The sequence below is a fragment of the Pseudonocardia sp. Cha107L01 genome (assembly GCF_052566575.1).
The window spans coordinates 3,429,041-3,446,708 of the sequence record NZ_CP199579.1 but is presented as its reverse complement, the minus strand read 5'-3'; the positions used below and the strand labels follow the sequence as shown (position 1 = coordinate 3,446,708).

Sequence of the window (17,668 nt, the reverse complement as noted above, 5' to 3'; positions counted from 1 at the left end):
CATCGAGGATGCGGTCCTCAGTTGGCCAATCAGCCTGCCCTCAGTCTTCTCCGACACGGCACCACGGCGCTGGCCACAGTCAGTGGGAACCGCCGCTCCGCAATCTTTGACTCGCATCGGAGCGGGCGGCAGAACCGGCTAGGACAAGGCCGGAAGCAACGAGTCGCGACGTGGGACACACACGGTGCACGGGGTGAAACCCTCGTCCCGTGCCTCCTCGAGGAAGATCTCTTCTGCCTGGTGACCCGCCAGAAGACGGCATCCCTGCGCGTGGAACCGGCGGCGGCCCGGGATCACCCGAACCATGGATTTCTCGGGCGTCGTGGCCGATACCTGACCCGTGTCCGACCGACCGATCTCCGGCTCCAACCCATCCGCGTCGGGGACAGGGACAACTTCGTCCACGGACTCGGCGGGAGTCGGCCGCTCCACGGCCCCGGTTTCGGACTCTGGCGAGGTCGGCCCGGGATCATCCTCGGGCGAGGTCGCCTCGGCCGACGAGCTCCGCGTTCGCTTCTTGATCAACCACGCCGCGAGGAAGGCGATGCCCGCGACACTCACGACGAACGCGATCCAGCTGAACAGGACCGAACCAGAGAGAAGAGCCGCGGCAAGACAGGCCGCCGCCGCAACGATCAGTACCAGTGCCAGCATCCGCGTCTCCTCACCGAGCGTCGAACGGCCACCAAACGTCTTGTGCGGTCCGCCGGAGCCCTCCGGGTCGGCGGGCCGGAGGGCGCTGGACCGCATGATCACTCAGTCCAGCTCTTACGCTTTCGGCATCTTCTCGGGTAGCCAGATCCGCCGCCCCGTCGAAGCTCTGGCCGCACCGGCCACCAACCCGAGGGTGAACAGCACCCTAACCGAGCGCAACCAGCCCACCACGCCGGGCCCGCAACGAAAAGTCCGCGCAGGCACCAGATGCCCGAAGCTGTGCGTCCGCTGCTCGACCTGGACGGGGCCACCCCGCCTGCCCTGATCGTGTATCTGGATTGTGCTCGCCGCCGGCATTAGTTTCCGCGCATGGACACTCGCAACCAGGCCGCATGCGCCTGGGCAGGCCTCGTCGGCGTGGCGCTCATCCTCGTCGCACTGCTGCTCGCGGGCTATATCCCGGCGCCCAGGGCCGACGCCACCGCGGCCGAGATTGCTACGTTCTACCGCGACGGCACCTTCACGATCCGCCTCGGACTCCTCATCGGGCTGGTCGGCACGGCCGGGTGGGCGGCGCTGGTGTCGGTGGTATGGGTCCAGCTGAACCGCATCGAGGGACCCCGGCCGGTGATGGCGGCGCTGCAGGCGGTGGCCGGGGTGACCTGCTACGTGCTGCTGACCTTGTTCATTGTGTTGCTCGCCGCGGCCGCGTTCCGCCCGGAGCGGGCACCTGAGAGCACCCAGCTGCTGCACGACGTCGGCTGGTTCATGGCATTCCTGGCCGCCATTCCATTCGTTCTGCAGGCACTGGCCACCGGGGCGGCGATCCTCGGTGACCACAGCCCGCAACCGGCGTACCCACGGTGGCTGGGCTACCTCGGCCTGTGGGTGGCGCTGCTCCTCGCGCCCGGTGACGTGCTGCTGTTCTTCCACACCGGGCCGTTCGCCTACGACGGACTCATCTCGTACTGGATCCCGCTACTCGGGTTCGGCGGATGGATGGCGGCACTGTCCTGGGGAGCACTACAGGCAGCACGGGCCGAGTCCCGCGAGTCGGCCTCCGAGACCGCACCGACCGCCGAGGCACAGGCCTGATCGGGGGCCGCTCCGCCGCGGTCCGAACGAGCTCGTGGAGCTGATGTGGCGGACACGGCTCAGACCGAGCGCACCATCATCCACCCTGCCGTCTGACAGTCCCGGCGAGCCTGCGTCGATCTCGGTGATCGGCTGGGGTTCAGCCTCGGCTCGGGTGCGCTGTTCCTGATGGGCGGCATCTACCCGCGCACCAACGCCATCCTCAAGGAGCTTGGCCGCTACCACGAGCTGATCCCGTGGGACGCCGAGACCGAGATCCTCGACGCCGACGGCAGGCGCTACACCGCGAAGTTCGACCAGGTGATGAGCTTCCTGCGGATGCCCGTGCTGACCTGGCGGGACAAGCTGCGCATCGCCGCCGGGGTGGCCAGGCAACTCGTCGCTCCCGGCCCGAAGCTGTGCTTCGACGGCGCCGAGCTGGCCCGCTTCGACGGCGGCGAGAATCTGGAGACCTGGTCGCGGCGCGTGCTCGGCGAGCGCGGCACCAACTACATCACCGTGCCGTACATGGGTTTCCTCTACGCGGTGCCGATGAGGTGGCTCTCACCCGCACTGTTCCACGCCGTGGTCAAGCAGTTCTACCGGCTGGCACTCTCGGTGCCGCCGAAGGGCGTCGGCCAAGTCTGCGACTGGCTCGTCGAGGGCACCCCGGGCCTGGACCTGCGGCTGGCCACCCCCGTCGACAAGATCACCCAGGACGGCGCGGGATTCACCATCACCGCGGGCGGCGAACCGCACCCGGTGGATGCGGTGATCGTCGCGCCCGAGCCGGGGGTTGCCGCCGACCTACTGGAAGACCTGGTCGAACCGGAGTCGACGAAAAAACTGCGCGACTGCCTGTACTCCGACTACGCGCACGTCCAGGTCTGCTACCAGCGCAACCCGTGGCCACAGCACCGTGCCAGCGTGGCGCTGCCCGCGAACATGGATCGGGACTGGGGCGCCTGCGTGCTACTCAGCAAGCGCCAGCCCAGCGCGGTTCCCGAGGGCGGCGAGGCCGTCGGCGTGTACTTCTACACCCCACCGCTGGAACGCATGTGCGACGCCGACATCGTGGCGTCCGCGCTGAACGCGGTGCTCGAGGTGTACGGCCCGGCACCGGAACCGGACCTCGTCGAGCTGTTCCACTACCGGCGCGGGCTGTCCATCGCCAACCCCGGCCACTACGGCACCCTGGACTCACTGCATGCCGAGATGCCGCCCGGCGTCTACCTGGCCGGCGACTACTTCGCCCACGCCGGCGTCGAGGCCGCCATCTTCAGCGGCGAACTGGCCGCGACCCGCCTCAACGCGCCCAGCGCAGCTCGGCGTCCCGGTGCGGACGGTCACCAAGTCGCGCGGCCTAAGGTGGAATGAGCGGTTCTCACCGCATAAGCCGTCCGCTGGACGCCGCACAGCGACCATCCGGCGGCACCCAGCAAATGTGACCTGCATCTCCCCCTTTCGTGGCGTACACATGGTGCACGCCCCAGCGAGGCAGACGCCGACCACTACCGCCACACCTAAAGCACCAACCTCAGCCACACCCTGCGCACGTGCGCACGGCGCTCCGGGTGAGCGCCTCCACGATCGCAAAGGAGCGACACAGGGATGACCACACCGATAGCCGCCCTGGCACCGGCGGAACGGACCGAGTTCACCACGAGCGACACCGATCTGACCATCGACTACATCAACACCGCCTACCAGACAAAGCTGACGAAGTTGCGGGTCGGTCGCGCTCGGGACGGGGATCAGTTCCGACATTCTCGTATCGAGGGCAGTTCCTTCGCCCTCGACGACATGTGGTGGCCCCTGGCACTGAGCTTTCGACAGGAGCCTCTCAACTCGCTGATCATCATTCACGTGGACGCCGGCGTGCTCGGGCGCGAATGCGGCGGGGACGACGACCGGTTCCGTGCCGGCGACATCTTCGTCGACGCCGACCCCGATCTGCCCGCCACCATGCGAGCATTCGACGTCGCACTGCGGCTCGTACAGGTAGACCTGCCGATGCTCGCTCAGGTCGCGGCCACCTCACCATCCCGTATCCCCAGACCCATTCACATCACCGGCTACCAGCCCGCCTCGCCCGCGGCCGCCCAGAACTGGTGTCACACCGTTGCCTACCTGCGCGAGCTGCTCACAAACGAGAGCGCCGCGACCCAGCCGCTCATCGTGGGCAACGCCGCCCGACTGCTCGCCGCCACGGTCCTGACGACGTTTCCCAACACCGCTCTCGTCGACCCCACCGCTCAGGACCGCCGCGACGCCACCAGCGCCACCGTCCGCCGAGCGATTGCGTTCATCGAAGAATGCGCCCACACCGACATCAGCGTGGCCGACATCGCCGCCGCCGCGAAGGTGAGCATCCGCGCCGTCCAGTTCGCCTTCCGCCGCCACCTGGACACCACACCCGCGGCCTACCTCCGCACGGTGCGCCTCGACCGGGCCCACCACGACCTGCTCACCACCAACCCCAGCCGCGGCGACACCGTCACCACCATCGCCGCCCGGTGGGGCTTCTACAGCAACAGCCGGTTCACCGCGCGCTACCGCCGCACCTACGGCGTCACCCCCCGCGACACCCTGCACAACGCGACCGCGTGACCAACCGCGATCTGCAGGGCGAGATTCAGATCCGCCGCGCCAGACCGTTGCTGTTTCACCTGCTCGGCGCGGCCAGGCCGCCGGTCGACCGTCTACCGGCGGCGGCCTCGGTCACGCAGCAGGGGGTGGCTATCCCGTAGGTCGTCGGCACTCGTCACCGGCGTTGCAGGGCCCGGATCCGGTGCACCGCCGGCCGGTCGGCCACCGCGCTGTCGTACAGCGCCGCAAGGTCGGCCTTGAGCGCGGTGCGGGACTCGCCGTCCAGGTAGATCATGTGGCCAGAGGGGTAGTACTTGACCGTGAGGTTCTTCCGCACCGCCGGGTCGGTCAGCGGCATCTGGTCCAGGTCGGTCCGGGTCTGGCAGAACGGCGTCACCGAGTCGTAGTAGCCGTTCGCCGAGAGCACCCTCAGGTCCACGTTCAGCGCCATCGTGGCGGCCAGGTCGCCGGCGGTGTAGAGCACGATGTTCCCGTCGGCGTCCTTGCCCTTCTGCGCGCCGGTCGGGTCGGTGTGGGCGAAGTCCCAGTTCTGGAACGCCTGGTCGTTCAGGTCGGTGAACGCCGAGGTCGAGGTGAACTTGAGCCCGTCCGCGAGGTAGCTGTTCCACATCGCGGTGTAGGCGCCGTTGACGGCGGTCATGGTGGCGTCGTTGCCGCCGGACAGCGGGTCCAGCCGCCCGGCGATGCCGGTGTTCACGCCCAGCACCCGGCCGTCGTAGGCGCCGAGCACTCTGCCCTCGGCGCGCATCAGCGCGGTCAGGAAATGCAGCGTGCCCCGGCTGTCGGAGTCCGCCACGTTGAGGCCCTCCCAGCTGGTCAGCACGACCGGGGAGATGCCGGTGTACTGGCTCAGCGTGGTGACGGTGGCCGGGTCGGCGTCCGGGAACGCCGCCAGCGCCCTGGCATAGTCGCCGAGCGCGAACGGGACCACCTGGTCCATGAACGTCGGCAGGTCGGCGGGCCGCGGTGTCACGGTGGTCTTCTGGTGGTACCAGGCGTCCGCGCAGAGCGTGGGCAGCAGGCCGACCGGGTTGCCGGCCTGTGCGTAGTCAAGGATCGAGGACTGCAGCGTGATCCCGTTGAGGTCCACGCCGTCCTCGTGCAGCTGGTAGGCCAGCACGCAGCTGCGGGCGGTGCCGTAGGACTCGCCGAACAGGAACTTCGGCGAGTTCCACCGGTCGTAGCGGGTCAGGTAGCGCTTGATGAACTGGCGCAGCGCGCCGGCGTCCTGGTCGACGCCCCAGAAGTCCTTGTTGACCTTGGGGGCGACGGCGGCGGAGTAGCCGGTGCCGACCGGGTTGATGAACACCAGGTCGCTGCGGTCGAGCAGGCTGTCCGGGTTCGGTTCGAGGCGGTAGGGCGCCGGCGGGGTGAAGCTGGGCATCGACGTCTTGAGCCGCATCGGCGCGAACGAGCCGAGCATGACGTACACCGAGGACGAGCCCGGCCCGCCGTTGTAGAAGAACGTGACGGGCCGCTCGGTGGGGTCGTGCTGATCGGCGGTGAACGCCACGTAGAAGATCTTCGCGGCGGGTTGGGAGCTGCTCGGGTCCACCGTCACCAGGCGCCCGGCCGTCGCGGTGTACGGGATGTCCCGGCCGCCGATGGCCACGGTGTGGTGGGTGATCGCCGCGTTCTCGGTCGCGTCGGTCACCGAGTCCTGTGGCCCGTTCCCGTACGCGGTCGTGTCGGTGAACGGCTGGTCCGCTCCGCTCGGCGTCGTCGTCATTCCGGTCCCCCCGGGTGCGGATGGTGCTGGCTGACAGCCGCCCGATTCTTAGGGTGCGCGACCAAGCGGGCGGGTGCGAACCGGGTGGTCAACTGTTAGGAATGATCTCCCGCGCGGCCCACACCGGGATCCCCACCGCGCGAACTTCGTCGGCATGCTCGTCGTTCTCCCGGATTCCGAGCAGCACCGCGTCACCGTCGCGCACATCCGGCGTGTGTGCTTCCAACCCGGTCAGGTCGGCCTGGCCGAGCCCGGTGACCAGCGCGAGGGCTTCCCCGCCGGCCGCGCCCACAGAGCGGTTCCCTTCACGGATTCGCCGAGCGATCGTCGCCGAGACCCTCGGCGTGCTGGTCACCGGTTGTGCAAGGTGTGGCGGGGGTTGACGCCGTAGGTGCGGCGGTATCGGGCGGCGAAGCGGGTGTAGTTGTAGAAGCCCCAGCGGGTGGCGATGTCGGTGACGGTTGCGCCGCGACTGGGATCGGCGGTCAGCAGGGTGTGGTGGACGTGGTCCAGACGCACGGCGCGCAGGTGAGCCATGGGTGTGGTGTCCAGGTGGCGCCGGAAGGCGCATTGGACGGCGCGGATGCTGACATTCGCGGCGGCGGCGATGTCGGCCACGTTGATGTCAGATTGCGCGTGCTGTTCGATGAACGCGGTAGCCCGGCGAAGGGTCGCGGTGGTCGCGTCGTGGCGGTCCTGCGCCGTGAGAGCCGTGACGGCGGTGTTCGGAAACGTGGTCAGCGCGGTCGCCGCCAACAGCCGGGCGGCGTTTCCCCGGATGAGGGGCTGGGCCGCGGCTTCGGTGTTTCCGAGCATTTCGCCGAGATAGATGACGGTGTGCCGCCATTGCTCGGCAACAGCGGGAGAGACAGGTTGGTAGCCGGTGAAGCGGATCGGGCCAGGAGTGCGGGTGGGCGAGGTGGCGGCGACCTGGGCGAGGACCGCGAGGTCCAGCATCACCGTCTGACCTCGGATGTCGAGCATTCGTACGGTGGCGGGCAGGGTGGGCTCGGCGTCGATGAACACATCACCGGGCAGGAAGCGTTCGGTGATCCCACCGCATTCGCGTTCGAACCTGCCGGCGTGGATCGTGCCGATGACCAGAGCATTGAACGGATCCTGTCGGATGTCGAACCGCAGGGGCATCACCGCTTCGTCTATCGCGAACGAGCCCCCGTCGAGGCGCGAGTGCGCGTACACGTATCCACCTCGCGCGCCGCTGACCGTCATGTTCGTGCCGTACGCGCTCTGCAGGTAGTCGATCGCCAGGTCCGGGTCGGTGGTGCTGAACTCAACCCGTCCCCGCGTGCCCGTGTCGGCAACCTCAGCGGTCATCCGATGCGTCGCTCCTTTGCGATCATGGCTCACTGTCCCGGCACGACTGAGCTGCTACTGGATCTAGGCGCGCAGGGTGTAGCGAGGGTTGGCGCCGTAGGTACGGCGGTAGAAGGCGGCGAACCGGCCGGGATTGGCGAACCCCCACCTGCGCGCGATCTGGGCGACGGTGTCCCCGCCTGGGTCGGTGGCCTGCAGCTCACGGTGTGCGCGGTCAAGGCGCACCCGGCGCAGATAGCCCATCGGGGTCGTGTCGTGGTGATGGGCGAAGGCGTGTCGCAGTGCCAGCACGCCGACACCGGCACTCGCGGCGATGTCGAGCAGGGTGATGGCCTCGCCGGCGTGGCTGTCGATGTAGGCCACCGCCCGGCGCAGCGCCACCGGCCCGACGCGACCCACCGGTACTCCGAACGCCGTGGTCAAGGTCGTGTTGGGAAACACCGTCAACGCCGCGGTGGCCAGCGTGGTCTCGGTCTGGGCCAGCACCAGGGGATGGATGGTCGTGAACTGCCGTGGGGCCAGTTCTCGGTGCACCAACGCCGCGACCGACCGCCAGTACTGGCCCATCGCCGGCGAGACCGCGCGCATACCGAGGAAGCGGAACGCCACCGCGTCGGTGCCCGTCGTCTGGGCGGCAAGCTGGGCGACGTTGCCGAAGTCCAGACGCAGCACCCCCTGATCAATCCCGCTCCACCGCGCCTCGAACTCGGTCCCGTACGGGTACAGCAACACCTCACCTGGCCCGAAGCGCTGCTCCTCACGCCCGGCAACGATCGCCATGGACCCGCCCGCCAGACACCCCACCGTGAGATGCAGCGAGGGTTCGCAGGCCACCCGGGTGCTCATCGAATGCGTCATGACATCGCTGGCGACGCGACCCGCCAACGCTGTGCTCAGCGAGAACCGAAACCTGTCACTGCTCCCGCTGATCTGTGGGCGGTGCCGGGCGTAGGTCTCGCTGATCAGCTCGTGGGCCAGCTCCGGGTCACGAGTCCGTACCGCGAACCGCGCCACCCCGACCGCGCCGTCGGGGACCGTACTCGGCCGCAATCACCTCACCCCACCACAACCGTGGGCTACGAACCAGTGAGCGACCCACTCGGTCATCCCGCTGGTCGCGGACCCGGTCACGATAGACCCGATGACCCACGAAACGAAGGGACTCCTGAGAGCGCTGGTCCGAGACCAATGCGGACACCCCCGCCGAGGCACCGTCAGGTGCGGTCACGGGAGGTCGGCATCCCATTGGTGAACGTCAGCCACCTCGGTGGCCCGCTCCAATGCCTCCGCCCGCCCGGTCGACCCGATGGCATCGAACGCCTCGCTGTGCCAGTCGCACCCACACACAACCCGAACGGTTCCCCGGTCTAGTTCCGTGATCACCACCGTCCGGTGTTCCCCGAGAACGCGGTCCTTCCCGAAGAGCAGCCAACGCATCATCAACACCTCGATGTCTCCTGATCCCTACGTTCCCGGCACAGAGAACCTCGACCTCGAATTATGAAGTTAGCGCCTACCACTCAGTAACACCACATGGCTCCGGCGGAGCACCATCGCTGAACCCACTCGAACCAGCTCTGCGCCGCACCTGGCATGGTCACGCATCGAGACACAACAGCGTGACAACGATCAAGTGCACAGCTGTGGCCAACCAGAGGAGCGTGCGCATGGAGACAGGCTGGTCGGCAGTCGATCTGGCGTTTCGGGACGAGGTGCGCGCCTTCCTCGACCGTGAGCTGACGCCCGAGCTGCGACGGGCGGGCCGGTTGATGACCAGCGTGTACGCCGACCACGAGGCCAGCATGGCCTGGCAGCGCATCCTGCACGGGCGGGGCTGGGCGGCACCCGGATGGCCGGTGGAGTACGGCGGCTGCGACTGGAGCCTCACCCGGCACTACATCTTCAGCCGCGAGTCGATCCTGGCCGGAGCGCCCTCGCTGTCGCCCATGGGAATCCGAATGGTCGCGCACGCGATCATCGGCTACGGCACGCCCGCGCAGAAGAAGTTCTTCCTGCCGCGCATCCTCACCGGCGAGGTGTTCTTCTGCCAGGGATACTCCGAACCCGAGTCGGGCTCCGATCTGGCCGCGCTGAGCATGGCGGCGGTACGCGACGGTGACGACCTGGTGCTCGACGGCAGCAAGATCTGGACCACCCACGCCGGCGAGGCGAACTGGATCTTCTGCCTGGCGCGCACGACACGGTCAGATCGAAAACAGCACGGCATCACCTTCCTGCTCGTCGACATGACCACACCGGGCGTCACGGTCCGACCGCTGGTGATGACCTCCGGCGAGCAGGTACAGAACCAGGTGTTCTTCGAACAGGTGCGGGTGCCGGTCGGGAACGTCCTCGGCGAGATCGACGACGGCTGGACCGTCGCGAAGTACCTGCTGGTGTTCGAGCGCGGCAGCGGCGCGGTGGCCCCGGCACTGCAGGTGAAGGCGACGGAGATCGCCGAACACGCCTCAACCCAGCCGGGACCGGGCGGGCGACCGCTGATCGAAGATCCGTCCTTCTCCGCGCGGCTCGCGGACGCACAGGTACGCGCCGACGTGTTGGAGGTGCTGGAGTACCGGGCACTGGCGGTGCTGCAGGCCGGCGGCAACCCCGGGCCGGCGTCGTCGATGCTGAAGATCCTCGGCACCGAGCTGAGCCAACGAATCAGCGAGCTCGCGCTCGAGGCCGCCGGGCCGCAAGGGCGCGTGTACCAGCCACACGCCACCGCGCCGGGCGGTCCGGTGGTGGACTACACGCCGCCACCCGACGGCCATCTCAGCGGACAGGAGTGGCAAGCGGTGGCGCCGCTCTTCTACCTGAACAACCGAGCCGGCTCGATCTACGCCGGCAGCAACGAGATCCAGCGCAACATCCTGGCGAAGGCGGTGCTCAAGCTGTGAGCTCATTCGTACTCACCCCGGAGCAGGAAATGCTGCGCGAGGGCCTGGTGAAGTTCCTCCACAACCACTACGACCTGGCCGTCAGCCGTGCCGCGGTGAAGACCGGACCGGGCTGGCAGCCGGAGATCTGGCGAGCCCTCGCCGACGACCTCGGATTACTCGGCGCCGCACTGCCGGAACAGGCCGGCGGCATGGGCGGCAGCCCCATCGAGCTGATGATCATCGCTGAGGCGCTGGGAAACGCACTGGTGGTGGAGCCCTACGTGGACACCGCCGTGCTGGGCGCGGGCCTACTACACCGCTGTGGGGGACCGCGCGCGGACGAGGTCCTCGCGCGCATCATCGCCGGCACAGCGCTGACCGCATTCGCGGCCATGGAGGCAGGCCCCGGCCTGGACGACGTCGCCACCACGGCGCACCGCGACGGCGACGGCTGGGTGCTCGACGGCGCCAAGTCCGTGGTGACCACGGCGCCGCTGGCCACCCACCTGCTGCTGACCGCCCGCACCGGCGGCGGCTCCACCGACCGCGACGGCATCTCGCTGTTCTTACTGGACTTCGACGCCACCGCTCCCCCGCCTGGCATGACGGTCCATCCGCTCCGCACCGTCGACGACCGAGTCGCCGCCGACCTGGTCCTGCGTGGCGTGCGGCTCCCCGACGACGCCCTGCTGGGTAACCGTGACGGCGCTCTGGCAACTGTCGAGCGGGCCGTCGACGAGGCCACAGCGGCAGTGTGCGCAGAGGCCGTCGGCTGCATGCGCAGGGTGCTCGCCGACACGGTGTCGTACACCAAGCAGAGGACACAGTTCGGCCAGCCGATCAGCCGGTTCCAGGTGCTGCAACATCGCATGGTCGACATGTATCTGGAGGTCGAGCAGGCCGCGGCGGCAACCTATCTGGCGATGTTCTCCCTGGACGCCGAGGACACCGAACGGGCCAGGGCGGTCTCGGCGGCGAAGGTGACCATCGCGCGCGCCGCCCGCTTCGTCGGCCAGAACGCCGTGCAGCTACACGGCGGCATGGGCATGACCGAGGAACTAGCCGTCGGCCACTACTTCAAGCGGCTCACCGTCATCGAACACGAGCTCGGCACCGCGTCGACCCATCTCACCCGCTACGCCGCTCTGACTCACCCCCGGTCACCATCGCCCAGATGAATGCCACCGCGCTCGCCCACGCCGGCACCGGCGCGCTGCACGCCGGCGCGCTCGCCACGGCGGTGCTCGCCGACCCGGACGCGGCGCCGACGACCTCGGACGCCGACGCGCCCCGCGCGCCCCTATGACCGCCGCACACCCCGTCCCCTCTGGTCAGCCAGATCCCGCGCGCGGCGCACCGGGACGAGGCAGAATCCGACTCCCCCGCTGTACCGAGGAGGCCCCCGTGTCAGTGCTTGCCCAGTTGAACTCGGCCATCGCCAACGCGTCGGTGCGGGTGGTCGACCTGACCGCACCGCTGACGGACTCGACGCCGGTGCTGCGCCTTCCGGAGCCGTTCGCGAACACGATCAACTTCCAGCTGGAGGAGATCAGCCGCTACGACGAGCGCGGCCCGATGTGGTACTGGAACAACATCCACACCGGTGAGCACACCGGCACCCACCTGGACGCCCCGAACCATTGGGTGACCGGGCGCGACGGCCTCGACGTTGCCCAGGTGCCGCTGCGCACGCTGGTCGCGCCGGCGGTGGTGCTGGACGCCTCGGAGCGGGTGGCGAAGGACCCCGACTTCCTGCTGCGGATCGAGGACGTGCAGGCGTGGGAGGCCGAGCACGGCGCGCTGCCCGACGGGGGTTGGCTGCTCTACCGGACCGGCTGGGACGAACACTCGGGCGACCAGGAGCGCTTCCTGAACGTCGACGAGACCGGCTCGCACACCCCCGGTGTGGCGGCGGACTGCGCGCGCTGGCTGGCCGAGCAGACCCCGATCGTCGGGCTCGGCGTCGAGACCGTGGGCACCGACGCCGGCCGGGCAATGGAGCTGGACCCGGCGTTCCCCTGCCACAGCCTGATCCTGGGCGCCGGCAAGTGCGGGCTGACCCAGCTGCGGAATGTGGCCCAGCTGCCGGCCACCGGGGCGCTGCTGGTGGTCTGCCCGCTGCCGATCGTCGGCGGCTCCGGCAGCCCGGCCCGGGTGTTGGCGCTGGTCGAAGAGGCCGGGTGAGCGGGTGAACGTGGCTGAGCTGGTCGGCCGCACGCTGGCCCGCCTCGGTGTGGGGCATGCATTCGGCGTGGTCGGCAGCGGGAACTTCGCGGTCACCGCCGCGCTGCGGGCCGCCGGCGTGCCCTACGTGGCGGCCCGGCACGAGGGCGGCGCGGCGACCATGGCCGACGCGTTCGCCCGGATGAGCGGCCAGGTCGCGGTGCTGAGCACGCACCAGGGCTGCGGCTACACCAACGCCCTCACCGGCATCGCCGAGGCCGCCAAGAGCCGCACCCCGCTGCTCGTGCTGACCGCCGACACCGCCGCCTCGGCCGTGCACTCCAACTTCCGGGTCGACCAGCACGCCCTGGCCACGGCCGTCGGCGCGGTCGCCGAGCGGGTGCACAGCCCGGAGAGCGCGCTCGTTGACACCGTGCGCGCCTACCGCACCGCCCACCAGCAGCGTCGCACCGTGGTGCTCAACCTGCCGCTGGACGTGCAGGCCCAAGCCGCCCCTTTGCACGACGACGCGGCGCTCGAACCGGTCCCCGGCCCCGCCCTGGTCCGCCCGGATCCGGCCTCGACCTCGGCGCTCGCGGAGCTGATCGCTGCCGCCGAGCGGCCGGTGTTCGTCGCCGGCCGAGGTGCCAGGGCCGCCGCCGGGCCGCTGCGGGAGCTGGCCGGCCGGTGCGGCGCGCTGCTGGCCACGTCGGCGGTCGCGCACGGGCTGTTCCACGACGACCCGTGGGCGCTCGGCATCTCCGGCGGTTTCGCTACGCCGCTGGCCGTGGAGCTGATCTCCGGCGCGGACCTGGTCGTCGGCTGGGGCTGCGCGCTGAACATGTGGACGATGCGGCACGGCAGCCTGATCGGCCGGGAAGCCAGAGTCGCCCAGGTCGACCTGGACCAGGCGGCGCTCGGCCAGCACCGGCCGGTCGACCTCGGCGTATGCGGTGACGTCGGCCAGACCGCCACCGAGGTCGCCGCGCTGCTCGACGCTGGCACACCGAAAGCGGGCTACCGCGACGTGGCGTTGGCGGCCCGGATCGCCGCTTCCGGGCAATGGAACCAGGTCGAGCACGCCGACCTCGGCACCCCGGACCGGATCGACCCGCGCACCCTGAGCCGGCACCTGGACGAGCTGCTGCCCCGCGCGCGGGTCGTCGCGGTGGACTCCGGCAACTTCATGGGCTACCCCAGCGCGTACCTGTCGGTACCCGACGAGTTCGGCTTCTGCTTCACCCAGGCGTTCCAGTCCATCGGGCTCGGCCTGGCCTCGGCCATCGGTGCCGCGCTGGCCAGGCCCGACCGGCTGCCGGTGGCTGCGCTGGGCGACGGCGGGTTCCAGATGAGCGTCGCCGAGCTGGACACCGCGGTGCGGTTGCGGCTGCCGCTGGTCGTGGTGATCTACAACGACGCGGGCTACGGCGCCGAGGTGCACCACTTCACCGAGGCCAGCGAGGCCGACCTGGCCACCGTGCGCTTCCCGGACACCGACCTAGCCGCGGTAGGCGCCGGCTTCGGCTGTACCGGACTCACCGTGCGCACCCCCGACGACCTGGGCGGACTCACCGACTGGCTGGCCGGGCCCCGGGACACCCCACTCGTGATCGACGCCAAGCTCGCCGACGACGGCGGCTCCTGGTGGCTGGCCGAGGCGTTCCGCGGCCACTGACGCAACGCGTAATCGTCTCGCCGTGACGTGCCGCCGCCGTACCCGCGTCTCGCTGTGGCTCGTTGAGCTTTCCTATGGGCTCCTATCGTCTTGTCGCTACCGCCACTCTGGTGCTCGTGCTGTGTGTCGGGATTGTGACCGCGATGCGCTTCACCGCACATTCGCCGCGGGCGGCCAACTCGGAGCCGGCGCAGCTCACCTCGGCCGGCGTGGGAACGCCCGCGCCGCCGCTGCCGGCCCCTTCCGCGCCGGCGTCGCCACCGGCCGCTGAAGCCGTACCCGCACCAGCCTTGACTGCCCCGAAACAGGCAACCACCGAGGCCGCCGACCCGGGTCCGAACGTTGCTCCAAACCCCAGCGAACAAGCGCTGCCTGACTCGCAAACCGCCCCCGAGACCGCACCTCGCGCACAGTCCGGCTCGGAGTTCTATCCCCCGGACGCTGACCACCGCTACCCGCGGCAGCGGGACGAACCGGGCCCACAGCGGCAGGACGCCCAGAGTGCGGATCGAGGCGGCGGTATGGCAGACGGGCAGGGCAACCGCGACAGTCGCCGGCAGGTGGCCGATGCCCTGTGCGACCGCTACCACCTTCCTCGCGAGAACTGTGAGCGGGCGGCATCGCGCGACGGCCGCTGACCGCGCCATTCGGGACGGCTGCCCGCTCGCTGGGCGGCCCTTGAGCCGTCAGTCGGGAACCACGGTGACGTGGATCGCACCGTCCTCGGCCTCCCCACCGAGCGTGCGCAGCGCCAGGTCGACGTCCGCGAGCGGGAAGGTGTGCGTGCACAGCGTGTCCAGCGGGTGCTGTCCCGATTCGATGAGCGCGATCGCCCGGCGCACGGAGAGCCAGTCGTGGCCGTACACGCCCTTGAGGGTGATCTCCTTGAGGAAGAGCTTGTCCGGCACGAAGTTCGAGGCCGGCCTCATCCCGCTGGCCCCGGCCACGACGACCGTTGCGCCTACCGAGGCCACCTCGACCGCATCGGCGAGCGCGCCGGGCGCGCCGGACGTCACGTCGATCACCACGTCGGCCAACTCGCCGTTGGTCAGGGCCGAGATCTGCTCGACGAGCGGCCCGTCGTCGGTCCGGACCACGTAGTCGGCGCCCAGCGCGGCGGCCACCTCCAGCCGGCGGGCGTCCCGATCGGTGCCGACCACGATCGTGGTGCCCGCACCCGCCAGCCGGGCACCGAGCACGCAGCCGAGGCCGTGCTGACCGGGACCGAGGATGACGACGGTGTCGCCGACCCGGCAGCCGCCGTCCCGCTCGACCCAGCGGATGCCGTTTGAGATCGGGATGAACAGCGGCGCCACCTCCACCGGCACGGACTGCGACATCCGGTGCACGACCGAGCGCGGGTGCAGGTATAGGTACTCCCCGAAACCACCCCACAGATGCGGCGCCATTCCCGTCGGGGTGAGGCCGTAGCGCAGCCCGTCGGCGGTGTGCAGCGGATCGCACATATGCGCCCGTCCGGTCCGGCACAGCCTGCAGTGTTGGCACGGGATCGACTCCTCCACCACCACCCGGTCGCCCTCCCGCACCGACCAGCGGCGCGCCGCCTCCTGGCCGATAGAGACGATCTCGCCGACCACCTCGTGGCCGAGGATGAGCGGCGGCAGATCGGTCATCCAGGAGCCGGTGTAGGGCCCCCAGTCACTGCCGCAGATGCCGGTGGCCTGAACTCGCAGCAGCGCGTCGTCCGGTCCGATCCTGGGCAGCGCGAACGCCTGGAGATCGATCCGACGTGGCTCGACGAGCACCGCCGACGTGGTGTGCTCCATCGTTGACCTCTCTTCAGAACAGGTACGCCAGGTTGGGGAAGTACTGGTCGTTGTCCAGGAACGCAACCTTCTTCAGCACGATTCGCCAGCCCTCCGGGCCGGGCGTGAGCAGGTAGCGGCACTGCGCCGGGTGGACCGTGGTGCGCGCGCCGTGTACCTCGTAGAGCACCATGGCCGCGGTCACCTCGACGACGTCCGGTTCGGCGTCCTCGACCACCCGCACGTTGCCGACGAGGTGGAGCGTCCGGGACGGCACCTCCTGCACGACTCGGCCGAGCTGGTAGCGCGCGATCCGGTCGGCCAGCCCGTCCCGGGTGTCGTAGATGATCGACACGTGCCGCTCAGGGTCGTTGTCCGCCTCGTTCGCCGGCACCCAGTAGATGCCGTCCTCGGCGAACAGCTCCAGCCACTCACCGAACCGGCCACCGTCCAGCAGCGCCGCCTCCGCGTACACGAAATCCTCCGCGTCAGCCCTTCTCATCAGTTTCGTCGTGGTCATCGGGACGCGCCCATCAGCTGCAACCACTGGTGGTAGAAGCCTCGCTGGGGCTGTTCGTCGGTGATGTGTCCCCACCGTGCCTCGCCGTCCACGACCTCGCGGCGCAACCCGCGCACCAACGGCAGCCACTCGACGCCTTCGACCGCGAGCCCCTGCACGACGCGGTCGAACATCTCGATGTCGTCCGGGCCGCCACCGCCGGAAGGGCCGTAGAACGCCTCGTGGGTGCGCAGCCTGGCGGTGTTCTCCTCGTCGCCCGCCCCGTCGTGCAGGTACGGGTACAGGTCGACCTCGGTGAGGCCGACCGCACGTGGGTGGATCACCCGAAGCTGACAGCCGATGATCTGCAGGTTCGGGAAGACCAGCAGGTTGTAGCCCTGGGTCCCGTTGGCCAGCAGGACCTCGGTGGCCCGTTCCCGGTCGCCGAGGCGCTCGGCGAGCCGCTCCAGCGCACGCTGCCCGTCGTCGGTGGCCAGCCTGGCACGCATCATCGGCGCCGTCATCGTGCGGAAGTCGAGGACGGCGTGGCCCCGGCCGAGGGAACCGGCCCGTCCGGTCGAGCCGGGCCCGAACAACCCCGCGCCGAGACCGCTGGTCTCGAAGAAAGCTCGATGGACGAAGTTCGGGTGGTAGCCGTCGACGCCGTTCTCGCTCTGCAGCTTCCAGTTGCCCCGGTAGCTGTAGCGATGGGCCCCCGCCCCTAGCCGGATGGTGCCCGCCGGCGCGAGGTCCACGGTCAGGTCGATGTACTCGGCCGCGCGGCCGAGGTGTTCACGCAGCGACTCCCCGCCCGGCGCCAGGCTGGCGAAGATCAGTCCACGGTAGCTGTCCACCCGGGGCGCCCGCGCCAGTGCGAAACCGGCCGCGCTGAAATCGGCGGGGGCGTAGCCGGCGCTGAACGTGGGCGCGACCAGCTCGCCGTTGTTGCGGAACGTCCAGCCGTGGTACTCGCAGCGGAAGAACGCTGAGTTGCCGCTGGCCGCCTGGCACACCGTGGCCGCGCGGTGCGTGCAGCGGTTCATCAGCACGTGGATGCCGCCCGTCCCGTCCCGGGTGACGATCACCGGCTGGCGGCCGATCACGGTCGTCTTGTAGTCGCCCGGCCGGGCCACCTCGCTCTCGTGGCCCACATAGATCCAGGTCCGGTGAAAGATCTGGGTCAGCTCCTCGGCGAAGAGCTGCTCGTCGAGGTAGGCCTTGCGGTGCACGCGGTGCTGCTGCACCCACGGGTGCTCGGGCGGTGGTTCCGGTACGGCTGGC

At 69.7% G+C, this 17,668-nt stretch carries 17 protein-coding genes; 9 read left to right on the top strand and 8 right to left on the bottom strand.

Annotated features, from left to right (window positions below; all coding sequences use genetic code 11):
* Positions 1-138: 138 nt before the first annotated feature.
* Complete coding sequence (locus ACTXG6_RS16325) at positions 139-756, bottom strand: hypothetical protein (protein WP_445188651.1); 618 nt, start codon at positions 754-756, stop codon at positions 139-141.
* Between the two features lie 267 nt (positions 757-1,023).
* Between ACTXG6_RS16325 and ACTXG6_RS16320 the strand changes: the two genes are divergently transcribed.
* The 4 genes from ACTXG6_RS16320 (at position 1,024) to ACTXG6_RS16305 (ending at position 4,478) form a co-directional block, all read left to right on the top strand.
* Positions 1,024-1,749 carry a hypothetical protein gene (locus tag ACTXG6_RS16320; RefSeq protein ID WP_445188650.1) on the top strand — a complete coding sequence of 242 codons (726 nt, stop codon included), beginning with the start codon at positions 1,024-1,026 and terminating at the stop codon, positions 1,747-1,749.
* 132 nt (positions 1,750-1,881) lie between these two features.
* Entirely contained in the window at positions 1,882-3,105 is a 1,224-nt protein-coding gene (locus tag ACTXG6_RS16315; protein ID WP_445190024.1) for a protoporphyrinogen/coproporphyrinogen oxidase, read from the top strand.
* A gap of 234 nt (positions 3,106-3,339) precedes the next feature.
* On the top strand, positions 3,340-4,338 hold the full coding sequence (locus ACTXG6_RS16310; RefSeq protein ID WP_445188649.1) for a helix-turn-helix transcriptional regulator: 999 nt from the start codon (positions 3,340-3,342) through the stop codon (positions 4,336-4,338).
* Entirely contained in the window at positions 4,335-4,478 is a 144-nt protein-coding gene (locus ACTXG6_RS16305; RefSeq protein WP_445188648.1) for a hypothetical protein, read from the top strand. The genes ACTXG6_RS16310 and ACTXG6_RS16305 overlap by 4 nt, the downstream gene beginning before the upstream one ends.
* A gap of 14 nt (positions 4,479-4,492) precedes the next feature.
* Here ACTXG6_RS16305 and ACTXG6_RS16300 read toward each other — a convergent pair whose 3' ends face one another.
* From ACTXG6_RS16300 to ACTXG6_RS16285, 4 genes are all read right to left on the bottom strand, one after another.
* The gene (locus ACTXG6_RS16300; protein ID WP_445188647.1) at positions 4,493-6,067 is read right to left on the bottom strand and encodes a S10 family peptidase; all 1,575 of its coding nucleotides are present in this window, start codon (positions 6,065-6,067) and stop codon (positions 4,493-4,495) included.
* Between the two features lie 88 nt (positions 6,068-6,155).
* A complete protein-coding gene (locus tag ACTXG6_RS16295; protein ID WP_445188646.1) occupies positions 6,156-6,359 on the bottom strand; it encodes a hypothetical protein in 204 nt (67 codons plus the stop codon).
* Positions 6,360-6,418: 59 nt separating this feature from the next.
* Positions 6,419-7,435, bottom strand: coding sequence for a helix-turn-helix domain-containing protein (locus tag ACTXG6_RS16290; protein ID WP_445188645.1), 1,017 nt, complete (start codon positions 7,433-7,435; stop codon positions 6,419-6,421).
* A 30-nt stretch (positions 7,436-7,465) separates the two neighbouring features.
* A complete protein-coding gene (locus ACTXG6_RS16285) occupies positions 7,466-8,452 on the bottom strand; it encodes an AraC family transcriptional regulator (RefSeq protein WP_445188644.1) in 987 nt (328 codons plus the stop codon).
* Between the two features lie 617 nt (positions 8,453-9,069).
* On the opposite strand from ACTXG6_RS16285, the gene ACTXG6_RS16280 reads away from it, so the two are divergent.
* The 5 genes from ACTXG6_RS16280 (at position 9,070) to ACTXG6_RS16260 (ending at position 14,122) form a co-directional block, all read left to right on the top strand.
* Positions 9,070-10,302 carry an acyl-CoA dehydrogenase family protein gene (locus tag ACTXG6_RS16280; protein WP_445188643.1) on the top strand — a complete coding sequence of 411 codons (1,233 nt, stop codon included), beginning with the start codon at positions 9,070-9,072 and terminating at the stop codon, positions 10,300-10,302.
* Complete coding sequence (locus ACTXG6_RS16275; RefSeq protein WP_445188642.1) at positions 10,299-11,462, top strand: acyl-CoA dehydrogenase family protein; 1,164 nt, start codon at positions 10,299-10,301, stop codon at positions 11,460-11,462. The genes ACTXG6_RS16280 and ACTXG6_RS16275 overlap by 4 nt, the downstream gene beginning before the upstream one ends.
* Positions 11,459-11,590 (top strand): hypothetical protein, encoded by a 132-nt coding sequence (locus ACTXG6_RS16270; RefSeq protein WP_445188641.1) that lies wholly within the window; start codon positions 11,459-11,461, stop codon positions 11,588-11,590. Before ACTXG6_RS16275 ends, ACTXG6_RS16270 begins: the two co-directional genes overlap by 4 nt.
* A 98-nt stretch (positions 11,591-11,688) precedes the next feature.
* Positions 11,689-12,468: a cyclase family protein gene (locus ACTXG6_RS16265; protein WP_445188640.1), complete on the top strand. Its 780-nt coding sequence runs from the start codon at positions 11,689-11,691 to the stop codon at positions 12,466-12,468.
* Between the two features lie 4 nt (positions 12,469-12,472).
* The gene (locus ACTXG6_RS16260; RefSeq protein WP_445188639.1) at positions 12,473-14,122 is read left to right on the top strand and encodes a thiamine pyrophosphate-binding protein; all 1,650 of its coding nucleotides are present in this window, start codon (positions 12,473-12,475) and stop codon (positions 14,120-14,122) included.
* 686 nt (positions 14,123-14,808) lie between these two features.
* On the opposite strand, the gene ACTXG6_RS16255 is transcribed toward ACTXG6_RS16260, so the two are convergent.
* The 3 genes from ACTXG6_RS16255 to ACTXG6_RS16245 are packed head-to-tail and all read right to left on the bottom strand — an operon-like array spanning position 14,809 to position 17,631.
* Positions 14,809-15,909 (bottom strand): zinc-dependent alcohol dehydrogenase, encoded by a 1,101-nt coding sequence (locus ACTXG6_RS16255; protein WP_445188638.1) that lies wholly within the window; start codon positions 15,907-15,909, stop codon positions 14,809-14,811.
* Between the two features lie 13 nt (positions 15,910-15,922).
* Positions 15,923-16,390 (bottom strand): aromatic-ring-hydroxylating dioxygenase subunit beta, encoded by a 468-nt coding sequence (locus tag ACTXG6_RS16250; RefSeq protein WP_445188637.1) that lies wholly within the window; start codon positions 16,388-16,390, stop codon positions 15,923-15,925.
* 14 nt (positions 16,391-16,404) lie between these two features.
* Positions 16,405-17,631, bottom strand: a complete 1,227-nt coding sequence (locus ACTXG6_RS16245) for an aromatic ring-hydroxylating oxygenase subunit alpha (protein ID WP_445188636.1) — start codon at positions 17,629-17,631, stop codon at positions 16,405-16,407.
* Positions 17,632-17,668: the final 37 nt, after the last annotated feature.

Bases quoted from the DNA above. Each gene is read 5' to 3' on its own strand.
- ACTXG6_RS16320 (WP_445188650.1), top strand. From the start codon at position 1,024: ATGGACACTCGCAACCAGGCCGCATGCGCCTGGGCAGGCCTCGTCGGC.
- ACTXG6_RS16310 (WP_445188649.1), top strand. From the start codon at position 3,340: ATGACCACACCGATAGCCGCCCTGGCACCGGCGGAACGGACCGAGTTC.
- ACTXG6_RS16300 (WP_445188647.1), bottom strand. From the start codon at position 6,067: ATGACGACGACGCCGAGCGGAGCGGACCAGCCGTTCACCGACACGACC.
- ACTXG6_RS16280 (WP_445188643.1), top strand. From the start codon at position 9,070: ATGGAGACAGGCTGGTCGGCAGTCGATCTGGCGTTTCGGGACGAGGTG.
- ACTXG6_RS16270 (WP_445188641.1), top strand. From the start codon at position 11,459: ATGAATGCCACCGCGCTCGCCCACGCCGGCACCGGCGCGCTGCACGCC.
- ACTXG6_RS16255 (WP_445188638.1), bottom strand. From the start codon at position 15,909: ATGGAGCACACCACGTCGGCGGTGCTCGTCGAGCCACGTCGGATCGAT.
- ACTXG6_RS16250 (WP_445188637.1), bottom strand. From the start codon at position 16,390: ATGAGAAGGGCTGACGCGGAGGATTTCGTGTACGCGGAGGCGGCGCTG.